Origin of the sequence: Trichocoleus sp. FACHB-90, from assembly GCF_014695505.1 — a bacterium.
In the GTDB taxonomy this organism is placed as follows: Bacteria; Cyanobacteriota; Cyanobacteriia; order Cyanobacteriales; family FACHB-T130; genus Funiculus; species Funiculus sociatus.
The window spans coordinates 84,859-95,240 of record NZ_JACJOK010000017.1; the positions used below are offsets into that span (position 1 = coordinate 84,859).

Annotated in this window: 12 protein-coding genes; 6 read left to right on the forward strand and 6 right to left on the reverse strand. The window is 44.1% G+C overall.

Annotated features, from left to right (window positions below; translation table 11 throughout):
* Positions 1-298 precede the first annotated feature (298 nt).
* Positions 299-1,552, reverse strand: a complete 1,254-nt coding sequence (locus H6F74_RS04595) for a glycoside hydrolase family 10 protein (RefSeq protein WP_190437000.1) — start codon at positions 1,550-1,552, stop codon at positions 299-301.
* Between the two features lie 468 nt (positions 1,553-2,020).
* Positions 2,021-2,182, reverse strand: coding sequence for a hypothetical protein (locus tag H6F74_RS04600; protein WP_190437003.1), 162 nt, complete (start codon positions 2,180-2,182; stop codon positions 2,021-2,023).
* 56 nt (positions 2,183-2,238) lie between these two features.
* Between H6F74_RS04600 and H6F74_RS30390 the strand changes: the two genes are divergently transcribed.
* The 4 genes from H6F74_RS30390 to H6F74_RS30395 all read left to right on the forward strand — a co-directional run bounded on the left by H6F74_RS30390 (position 2,239) and on the right by H6F74_RS30395 (position 5,782).
* A complete protein-coding gene (locus tag H6F74_RS30390; protein WP_190437007.1) occupies positions 2,239-3,732 on the forward strand; it encodes a pentapeptide repeat-containing protein in 1,494 nt (497 codons plus the stop codon).
* A 104-nt stretch (positions 3,733-3,836) separates the two neighbouring features.
* Positions 3,837-4,691 (forward strand): AAA family ATPase, encoded by an 855-nt coding sequence (locus H6F74_RS04610; protein ID WP_190437010.1) that lies wholly within the window; start codon positions 3,837-3,839, stop codon positions 4,689-4,691.
* 19 nt (positions 4,692-4,710) lie between these two features.
* Positions 4,711-5,460, forward strand: coding sequence for a hypothetical protein (locus H6F74_RS04615; protein ID WP_190437014.1), 750 nt, complete (start codon positions 4,711-4,713; stop codon positions 5,458-5,460).
* A 196-nt stretch (positions 5,461-5,656) separates the two neighbouring features.
* On the forward strand, positions 5,657-5,782 hold the full coding sequence (locus H6F74_RS30395; RefSeq protein ID WP_277875757.1) for a hypothetical protein: 126 nt from the start codon (positions 5,657-5,659) through the stop codon (positions 5,780-5,782).
* 71 nt (positions 5,783-5,853) lie between these two features.
* Here the strand turns inward: H6F74_RS30395 and H6F74_RS04620 are convergent, their stop codons facing one another.
* From H6F74_RS04620 to H6F74_RS04630, 3 genes are all read right to left on the reverse strand, one after another.
* Positions 5,854-7,518 carry an FAD-dependent oxidoreductase gene (locus tag H6F74_RS04620; protein ID WP_190437045.1) on the reverse strand — a complete coding sequence of 555 codons (1,665 nt, stop codon included), beginning with the start codon at positions 7,516-7,518 and terminating at the stop codon, positions 5,854-5,856.
* Positions 7,519-7,952: 434 nt separating this feature from the next.
* Entirely contained in the window at positions 7,953-8,351 is a 399-nt protein-coding gene (locus tag H6F74_RS04625) for a transcriptional regulator (RefSeq protein ID WP_190437016.1), read from the reverse strand.
* Positions 8,335-8,634, reverse strand: coding sequence for a type II toxin-antitoxin system HigB family toxin (locus H6F74_RS04630; protein WP_190437019.1), 300 nt, complete (start codon positions 8,632-8,634; stop codon positions 8,335-8,337). Before H6F74_RS04630 ends, H6F74_RS04625 begins: the two co-directional genes overlap by 17 nt.
* Positions 8,635-8,893: 259 nt before the next feature.
* Here H6F74_RS04630 and H6F74_RS04635 point away from each other — a divergent pair, with 259 nt between their 5' ends.
* Positions 8,894-9,529, forward strand: a complete 636-nt coding sequence (locus tag H6F74_RS04635) for a Uma2 family endonuclease (protein WP_190437021.1) — start codon at positions 8,894-8,896, stop codon at positions 9,527-9,529.
* On the opposite strand, the gene H6F74_RS04640 is transcribed toward H6F74_RS04635, so the two are convergent.
* Positions 9,500-9,637, reverse strand: coding sequence for a hypothetical protein (locus H6F74_RS04640; protein WP_190437024.1), 138 nt, complete (start codon positions 9,635-9,637; stop codon positions 9,500-9,502). The two genes, H6F74_RS04635 and H6F74_RS04640, sit on opposite strands and share 30 nt — an antisense overlap.
* Positions 9,638-10,058: 421 nt before the next feature.
* On the opposite strand from H6F74_RS04640, the gene H6F74_RS04645 reads away from it, so the two are divergent.
* Positions 10,059-10,382: transposase family protein (locus H6F74_RS04645; RefSeq protein ID WP_190437027.1), on the forward strand; the 324-nt coding region annotated here is incomplete at its 3' end.

A 10,382-nucleotide genomic window follows, 5' to 3' on the forward strand; every position in this document is an offset into this window, starting at 1 on the left:
CCCAAATTTTTCGATAATCCACTAAAAATATTAGCGATCGCCTTCATCTAGATCCTCTACCAGAGGGACGGCTCTAATTTATAGCTAGTCTTACTTAGGGAAGGCTGAATCGTGGTCAAACAGTAGGGGAGGGGCATGGCACTGACGAGGTTGTCACCCCGTCAGGTAATCAGCTTTATTGATAGGTTGAAAGCAAAAAGCGATCGCTTGCGTGAATGAAGCAAGCGATCGCTCATATCGGTGGGTTTTGGCTGCATGGAGGCGAAGCGTGCGATCGCTTGCTTAAAAGATTGCCAGGTTATCTAATTGCAAAGCGGGAAGCTGGGAAATAGAAGAGACTTTGAAAGTTAGATTGCCGTTCCGCTATCGGTTCTGGTGCATCGTCCCAAAGGCTTTCGTAATAGAAGAAAGTTACACCCAAACCGCGATCGCGAGCTGCCCGCACTTTAGATTGAATCAGTTGCATCGCAACAGGCTTCCTTCTTAAACCTGTGAGAACACCAACTCCGGTTGGTATTTTTTGTTGCACTTCTTGAATTTCCGGGCGGGTAAGCTGGTCGAGAAAACTTTGCAGATTGGGACGATAAACTTGCACAATTAACTCGTCAACGATATCTTTTCGCACCCAAGTCAGCCAATCTTGCAGATAAGTATTGTAAGCGGTGACGTAGGGATTAGGGGCAACAGAGAAAATGGCGTTGGGTTTTCTCTCTTTTACGGCTTTATTGAGTTGTGTCATGAATGCCGTGATTTTATCTGCACGCCAGCGCACCCATGCAGGATCTTTGGGATTGGAAGGCGCATCTTTCTTGGTTTCCTGTTTGTACAAAGCAAGCGTGTAGCGATCGTAGCCAAATTCATTAGGCAAACTGGTGTGATCGTCAAACTGAATACCATCGGCATCATATTTAGTTACGACTTCCAGCACCAGATCGGTGATGAACTGCTGCACCTGTGGATGGAAGGGATTAAGCCACACAACTTCACCCGCAGCGCCAATCCAAGTTTGGCTACCATCACGGCGTTGCGTAATCCAATTAGGATGTTTTGATGTCAGTTCCGAGAGCGGGGGAGCCATGAAACCGAACTCAAACCAGGGAATCACTAGCAAGCCTTGGCGATGGCCTTGGGCAATCAAGTCAGCGATAATATCTTGACCCTGTAAGCCTTTGCTGACAGAAGATTGAATGCCTTCCCGTTCTGCTATCGCACTCTCGTAGAGCGTATAGCCAGAATTCCACACTACAGGATAGATTGTGTTGAAGTTTAGCTGCGCCAGTTGACTGACAGCATTTTGCAGTTTGGGGCGATCTCTGAGGATTTTAGTGTCATTGTTGGTCATCCAAACCCCGCGAATTTCCTGAAAACTTTTCTGAGGGGTGGCTTCTGGTATTGGGCTTTCCTCGATTGCTTCTGGTTCTGGCATTGGGCTTTGCGCGATCGCAGAGATGGGGTGGCCAGCCAGCAATACTGCGATGAATGATGCCAGAAACAGTAACAAGAGATACTTGAGCGATCGCCACCAACCTCTAGGGATGAAATGCAATTTCATAAGTTTGAATGATAAGTTAGCTGTCCGATCGCTTAGCGTAGTGATGAAATTAACGATTAATAGTCTACAGGTATTTATATATACTAAAAAGTTTATTATTAACAGGAATCATTCAATCAGTAATCTGGAATTGTTGTATTAGGAAAACTGAGGCATCAAGGTATTTTAAGTAGAATCACGGATAACCTTAATTGAAACTGAGGATTAGCTATCGTAAGGTTGCCAAAACGCTGTTTTTGGTTGCAGATGAATAGTTTACCCATGCGGATATCCGCAAGCGAGAGAACTTCGCTTGCAGATGTCACCGACTGGCAACTGCACGACATCTAGAGAGCAAGGTGCTATCTCACCTAACCCAGACTTTCCAAAATCCATCAAAGATTATTAGCGATCGCCTTCACTAAATCCTTTCCCAGAGGCAGTTGAAGCTATAGTTCTTGTTCCAACTCGAGCCGTCCTTCCTCACTGTCAACATCGAGAGGTTTTGTTCGATAACCGCATCCTAATATCTCCGCTATCAAAACATCCGCCTACTTTACTGATTGTGTCCATCGCATCGCCCCGTTCTTCCTCCACATCCATCAGTGCGATCGCGCCTTGGGCTAGCAGCTTCGATGGCAGTTGTGTCATCTTGTTAAATATGCCGATATCACAGATGCAAATAATTGATATTAGGGAATGCTGAAGTGGCTAATCCAGAGCATCTTGCTGAGCTAAACAAAGGGGTTAAAAGCTGGAACCAATGGAGAAGAGAAAACCCGTGTATAATTCCCGACCTCGCAAAAGCTAATCTCAGCGGAGCTGACTTAAGCAAAGCCGATCTCAGCTTAGCTGACTTGAGCTTTGCCGACCTTAGAAGCGCTAAGTTCAACGGAGCAAGATTCAGCGGCACTCGCCTCTCGTCAGCTAATCTTAGTAAAGTTGATCTGAGCAACGCGAACCTCAGCAAAACTGATTTGAGGTTTGCCAACTTCAGCAACTCTAATCTGAACAGCGCGAACCTCAGCAAAACTGATTTGAGATCCGCTAATTTTAGCAGTTCCAACCTCGGCAAAGCTAACCTCAGCGGAGCTAACCTTAGCGAAGCTTATCTCAGAAAAGCCTTTCTCCAGGAAGCTAACCTTAGTAAAGCTGTACTAAAAGCAGCCAAGCTCAGCTTCACCAATCTTAGTAAAGCCAACCTAAGTGAAGCTGATCTCAGTTTAGCTGTCATGGAAGCAGCTAATCTTCAGAATGCTGATCTGAGCGCGGTTCAAGTATTGAAAACCGATTTCATGAGAGCAAATCTCACTGGAGCTTGCATACAAGATTGGAATATCAATAGTAAGACAAATCTGGGGAATGTGCAATGTGATTATGTTTACCTCAAGAAGGCTTACAGTTTCGGGTTTAGCAGTCGCTACCCTAAAGATAGGACGTTTCAACGTGGAGAATTTACGAAACAATTTCAGCAAACCTCGGAAATCACAGAACTCTTTTTCTCTAATGGACTCACAGAATTTTTCCAGTCCTTCCAAGAGCTACAAAAGCACTATACTGATAAAGTGATGGCTATTCAGGAGCTTGAGCCGAAAAATGATAGTGCGATTGCTGTCCGCTTAGAATTCTTACCGACAACTAATAAAGAAGATACTAAAAATTTCTATGAAGAACAGCTTCAACTTGCTAAAGTAACTTATGCACTCCAGGCAAGTACTCAAATGATCGAGTTGTATAAACGACAAAATACTGAACTTGTAGAGATAGCAAAACTCCAGGCTGCCAATTCTATCAATTTTAATTTGGAGGCAACTGCCATGTCGAATGCTGAGGGATTTACCAATAACTTACAAGGTGCAAATATCGCTAACTTTGCTAACCAGATAAGTGATAAGGCTTGCCAACAAGCCAATCAGTATAACTACAGCCCAGAAACTAAAAGCCTTGCTGACGCAGCTAAGGAAATTCAAGCGCTCCTAGATCAACTCTCTCAAACCTACTCTACCGATACCCCAGTAGCAAAATTCGCTTTGGCAAATGAGGCAATTCAGCTTATCAATGGTAATCCCTCTCTTGCTCAACGCATCCTTAGCGCAATTAGTGCCGGAAGTACTTCTGCACTAGAACAGTTCCTCAATCATCCGGCAGCCAGCTTTTTCATTAGTGCGCTCGAAGACTGGAAAAGAAACCGTGTACAATGATATGGCATTCTTACAGCAATAAGCTCCAAGAGTCATAAATGAACAGATTTAAGCTCCCAAAACGCTAGTTCATCAAAAGATATTTATTGATAAGGAGTAATTTAATGAAAGTGCTTGCGGTCTACCACAATAAAGGTGGCGTTGGAAAAACCACAACAGTCATTAATCTGGCTGCGGCACTAAGTAAGAAGAATAAGAAAGTTTTAGTAATTGATTTGGACAGTCAAGCTAACACAACTTTTGCAACCGGATTGGTTAAATTTCAATATGATCTAAATGACACATTGAAAGAGAACTATATCTACCAAGTAATCGCATCAAGAAATGATTATTCAATCGCAGCGGTTGCTCAAAAATCGGAATTTTCAAAACCACCTTTTGATGTAGTTCCTAGTCATATTGATTTAATGGAACATGAACAAGAATTAATTCAGCAGCCACAAGCTCTCACTAGAATTTTAAAAAAGCTGGTTGATGTTCGTAGTCAATATGATGTGGTTTTAATTGATACGCCGCCATCACTCAATCTATATGCGCGAATTGCACTGATTACAGCAGACTATCTGTTGATTCCATCCGATCTCCGCCCTTTTGCTAATGAAGGTTTACGAAATGTTCGTCGTTTTGTAAACGACGTGAATGAATTTCGAGATTCAATCAAAAAAGAGCCAATTGAGATTCTTGGTGTGATTGCCTCTAAGTTAGGAACTGCGCCAAAATTTGTAGAATATACGCTACCTCGAATGATAGAAATTGTTGAGCAGCATTATGGTTTTCGAGTACTGAATTCAAAAATTTTTGAGCGTCGCAAAACCTCTGAAGCAATTGAAAGAACAATAGAGGTTGGTGATCTGATAATCCCTGACCCAATTTCTATCTTAGATTACGACCCTAAATCTCAAGCAGCGGAGGAATTTGAGAAATTAGCGCAGGAAGTCATGCAGCTTGTACGCATCTAGTTAGTTCAAGGCAATAAAAATGGATCTTTTAACCTCAATTGTTGACCTCGACAGTATCCAGATAAAAAGCCCACCATTTGATCCTGTACAAAAAGCTGCTCAAATTGAGGCTTTGGCAAATACGATTATCGATTTAAGTGGCTTAGTCAATGTGCCAGTAGTACAGCAGATTAGCATCGATGACTATGAACTGATTTCAGGCTATCTGGAATATTATGCTTACCTCAAAGCACGTGAACTTAATCCTCGTCTGCCTGAGCGTATCACGGTCTTTGTGTCCAACACTAAGAACCAAGCAGCTATTCGTCAGCAATTAGAGATATTGAAAGTAATTGAAGATACTCAAGAAAAACCATCTCAGTCTACAATTTTAAATAAGTCTGAAATTGATTTACAGATTAAGAATATAGAGTATTCCATCAATAACATTAATCATAATTTTTCTACGGCGCTTGAACAACTTAAAATTGAATTACTTGCAGAATTTGAGGCAAAATTACCTCAACCTATACCTCCTCTGGATGCGTTTAATCGCATTTTAGAACCACAAATTGCCCTTCGGGTACAACACAAGCTGGAATTTCTAGGTGCCAACAAAGCAAAAAAAATAATAGCGCAAGCACAAGAAGTTAGCAAGTGTAAAAATCATAAGCCTTTCCAGAGTTTTAGCGAGATATCGGAGATACTGAGGGAACAGCAGAAAAATAGATCAGTCAAGCTAATATCTGAAAACAATATGCTGAAATTTATAGACCGTTGGCATGATTAGCAGCTTGTATTCTTAGATTCCCATTGCTTATGCAAGCTACCTAAGATTGGAGAGCGCTCACCCATACTATAATTCCGACACCAGCATGGGTTTGAGCAGCCCATATCTAGAGCAAGAACTTAAAGAGCTTAAGATTGCCAGTTATCTGTAAGCGATCGCAAACATTCTTCAACAGAGCGAGCGCATAGATTAGCTTTTGCTGTACGCAGACACCAGAGCGATCGCTAACCTCTCAACCGCTATCTGCTATTGTCAAAGCGATCGCAAACATTCTTCAACAGAACGAGCGCTTGTATGGTTTATTTTAGGGCGTTTAAGATGAAAGGGTGAACACGTTAATGCTTCCCTGAATGCCTGGGAAAGCATTACTTTTTCGAGCTAGCCAATTCTCCATCACACAACTTTACTCAAATATTGATGAACAAACTGAACGCAAATTGAACCTTCGCCCACTCCCGAAGCTACCCGCTTCACCGAACCATGACGCACATCGCCCACTGCAAAGACACCGGGAATATTCGTTTCCAGCAAAAACGGATCGCGATCCAGCGTCCATCCCTTCGGGCGATGTCCATCCTGTTTCAAGTCTGGCCCAGTTATGATAAAACCGCGCTCGTCTCGCTGCACGACGCCATCTAACCACTGGGTTCGCGGTACTGCGCCAATAAAAATAAACAGGGAAGTCGCCCCAACACTTTGCATTTCCCCAGTCATAGTATTGGCGATAGTAAGACCTTCCAAACTCGTCTCGCCTTTTGCCTCAACAACGCTGGAATGCACCTGTACTGTGATGTTCGGTGTCGCCTCAATCTGGTCAATCAGGTACTGAGACATACTCTTAGTTAGAGAGTCGCCCCGCACCAACATCGTCACCTGGCGGGCGTACTTAGAAAAGTGCATCGCCGCTTGTCCGGCTGAGTTTGCCCCACCAATGATGTAAACATCTTCATCCTGACAAGATAGCGCTTCTGTCTGGGCTGCACCATAGTAAACACCTGCCCCAGTCAGACGGTCAAGCCCAGGCACATCAAGCCTTCGCCACGACACGCCAAGCGCCAGAATCAGGGCGTGACAACTAATTTCGCTACCATCTGCGAAGGTAATAAAACGATACTGGTCTTGGACGCGAATGCCTGTTACTTCTTGGGGTGTGAGAATTTCCACGCCAAAGCGTCTCGCCTGTGTCACTGCACGCCGCGCCAAATCGCTTCCACTTAAACCGACTGGAAAGCCGAGATAGTTTTCAATGCGGGAACTTGTCCCTGCTTGTCCACCTGGGGCTTCTCGTTCCACCATGACGGTGTGCAGCCCTTCGGATGCGCCGTAGACTGCTGCGGCTAGGCCTGCGGGGCCGCCACCAACGATAATTAGGTCATAAAATGGCTTTCCAGCTTGCGTCTGTAACCCAATCTTCTCGGCAACTTGTATGTTTGTTGGCTTTTCAATTCTCGTACCGTCGGGGAAGAGTACGAGGGGCAGGTGTCGCTGATGACAGTCGGCGTAGGTAATGAGTTGTTGTGCTTCTTGTGATAATTCGATATCCAACCATTCAAAAGGCACTTGATTTCGAGCTAGGAAGTCTTTAAGTTGATGGGAATGGGGCGACCAGCGGTTCCCAATCACGCGAATGCCTTCAAAGGGCGCCCGGAAGCTTGCCAGCCAGTCATCGAGCAAATCGTCTAGAACTGGATACAGGCTTTCCTCTGGCGGGTCCCAAGGCTTCATCAGGTAGTAATCGATCTGGGTTGTGTTGATGGCGCGAATGGCTGCATCCGTGTCTGCATAGGCGGTGAGCAAGGCGCGTTTTGTATTTGGGAATAGTGAGAGTGCTTGTTCGAGAAATTCTACGCCGGACATTTGCGGCATTCTTTGATCTACTAGAAACAGTGCGGGGGATTGGTTGCGGAGTTTCAATTGTTGCAGTGCTTCCAGTGCTACTGCTCCCGACTCGGCACGCAACACGCGAAAGCGATCGCCATATTCTCGCTGTAAGTCGCGGGCGATCGCTCTGAGGACTTCCGGATCATCATCAACTGTCATAATTACGGGTTTAGCCATAGTGCGATCGCTTTCTCCCTTTCTGTTGTTGGTGGTGTATCCTTCAGTGCTTTCGCTGTCTAAAGGCGCGGTAGCGTTGCGGTAATGAAGAGCCAGCAAATACGCTCCCGTCCAGTTTTTACAAGTTAGATGTAACTGGGTCAATATCTCTCTAGATAGAGATTAGGAAATGAATTTTTTTGAGTCAACAGTTGAGCGTAGCGAGATAGGCTTTTACCGAGCGCATTTCTGATTCCTATCAATTGGGATCAGGCGCGATTGATAAATTGAGCATTAGCGTAGCAGCTTCGCTATCCCCCTCAATCCTGAAATGCGATCGCAATTAAGTCAAACACATCCAGGCAAGCAAGATTTTGGGATGATGGATAGTATTTTTCCAATGGTTCAGAAAGATTTATCCCTCCAATATCAAGCTCAGTAATTTGACAGACGCATCAGATAAACAGCGTCGGCGACACTTTAAAGTAATCGCCAAGCGCCTTGGCTTGTGCCTTACTAATTGAGCGCTTGCCATTCACAACCTCGGACACTACGCCACTCGATCCAATAACACCCACCAAGTCAGCTTGACGAGTGCCACTGGATTCCAGAATGTGTTGGAGGATTTCATGAGGTGCAGCTTGATCCATCGGATAGTTCTGTGCCTCATACGCTTCAATCAACATCACTAGCAACTTGTGCAAAGTTCGCTCCTCTGGAGTTCGGTTTTTTGCAAACGTAAGCCTTTCTGTCACTGCCAAAATGCGAGCGTACTCCTCTTCTGTCTCAATCACTTTGGGAGCGACTTCTGCTAGTAGATTGCGATAAGCGGCTTGATCAAAAGTAAGGGTCATTTTTCCAGTTGCCCTTGTCGTATTCGGCATGAGTTAAAAAATATTTGTAGAAAACCGTTTGGTCTTCGTAGTCCATACCGACAATCAGGCGATAGTCATTGCCTTTGATGTTGAAGACGGTGAAGTTCCCAACTGCTTCAGCATCTCGGTAAATCTTACGAACGTCCTCCAAGTTCTGCCATTCTGCCTTGTTAACGGTTGCGTACCATGCGTCGATTTGCTTTTTGACATCGGGGTACTGGGCCGCATCAACGCGGAGGTTGCGAATCGAAATTAGGTGCATTTGTCTTTACTTTCATACGCAATAAGCAAAAACACATAAATTTATACTCTCATTTTGAGAGTAGTTTGTCAAGATGGAATGGCTCCATCTATGAGTTTCAGAGATCGGGTGCAAGAGGGATAGTCGGAGAGGAGTGCAGTGCGATCGCGCTAGTAAAGCCAAGCAGATCGAATATCGCCTGTCGGTTGGGTTAGGCATTGCGAAACCTAACATCTACTAAAGAGCGATAATAATTCTTAAGTGATCGAGCAGGCTGCCGATGATTAACGTGATCGTTAAACCCGATGCCATCGAATTGCCAGCAGGGGCAGTGGTAAGAGTCCCTGGAACTTGGCAGGATTATCAAGCAATGCTTGAACATTTAGGCGATCGCACTTCCCCTCGCATCAAGTACCGCGATGGAGAACTATTACTGATGGTTCCTTTGCCTGAACATGGTAAGCAACTCGACATTATCGTGGATATGGTAAAGGTGTTGCTACGCCACCGGGGGCTGAGGTTCGATTCTTACCATGAAACCACGATGGATTTGCCTGAGCATAGTGGTGTCATCCCTGACCATTTTTTCTATATCGGTGAGTTACCAGTAGTAGGAAAACGTCGAATTGACTGGAGTAATGATCCTCCACCCAATTTGGCAATTGAGTGTGATATTACTTCATTCACCAGCGTTAATGATTATCTGCCCTATCGAGTCAGTGAACTCTGGAGCATCCGCCGACAGAAAATTGAAATTTACCAGTTTCAAGATGAGCGCTACATTTTAGTTCAGCAGAGTCAATTTTTCGGTGGATTTGACTTAAATGCCATCTTTACCGAGTGCATTTCTGATGCCTACCAATTAGGATCTGGCGCGATTGATAAATTAAGCGATCGCTATCCTCGTCAATGCTGAAATGCGATCGCTGCATTTGGCGTAGATATTGGACGGGAGTAGGCGTTGGCTTACAAGAGCGTCAACCCAAGCTACGGCGGTAGGCGATCGCACTAGAATTATTTTCATGAGTATCTGTATCTATTGGAGTGGGAATATCCCTATTCTCGCCAACGCTGAAGTGCGATCTCTGGGACTGAAATATCTTTCCCTAAAACGGTAGGAGTTTTTGTTGAGGTTCAAGGGTTACTTTCATTTTCTGTATTATTTTCTACATCTTCCTTAGAAGCTGGAAGGGCTTTTAACTCGTTTCCTGAGATGCTTTTCCTTGGAGTTTTACTGAATGTATTTGAAGCCTTTTTAAAAATTTCTTGAATATTTGATTCCTTACAAATGATTCTTTCAATCTGCTCACTACCTGCGGCTAGCTCTTCAAATTTAGGTATCCAAAATTCGTGTATATCAGGAACAGCCCCAACGATGTCATAAGGGGTCTTGCGGCATCATGGGGTAAAATGTAGCAATCGCTACATTTTACCCAAAAAGAACAATGGACTTTCATCTAGATACCTTATTAAACTTACCGAACGTTACGGTTTTCACCGCTTATCAAAAAGAAGGATTCTTCATTCTGAAATTAGAGTTGTTAAATGAAGGAATTAACTGCCCATTTTGCGGACACTATACTGATAAGTTACACCAAAATCGACCAAATTTAGTCCGAGATTTAGCCATTTGTGGCCAAGGAGTTTACTTAGAAGTCCCTCGCCGCCAATTTAATTGTGTTCAGTGTAAAAAATCACCAACGGAACGGCTACCATTTAAAGAAATGGGACGTAATTACACAATTCGTTATGAAAATTATATCTACGAA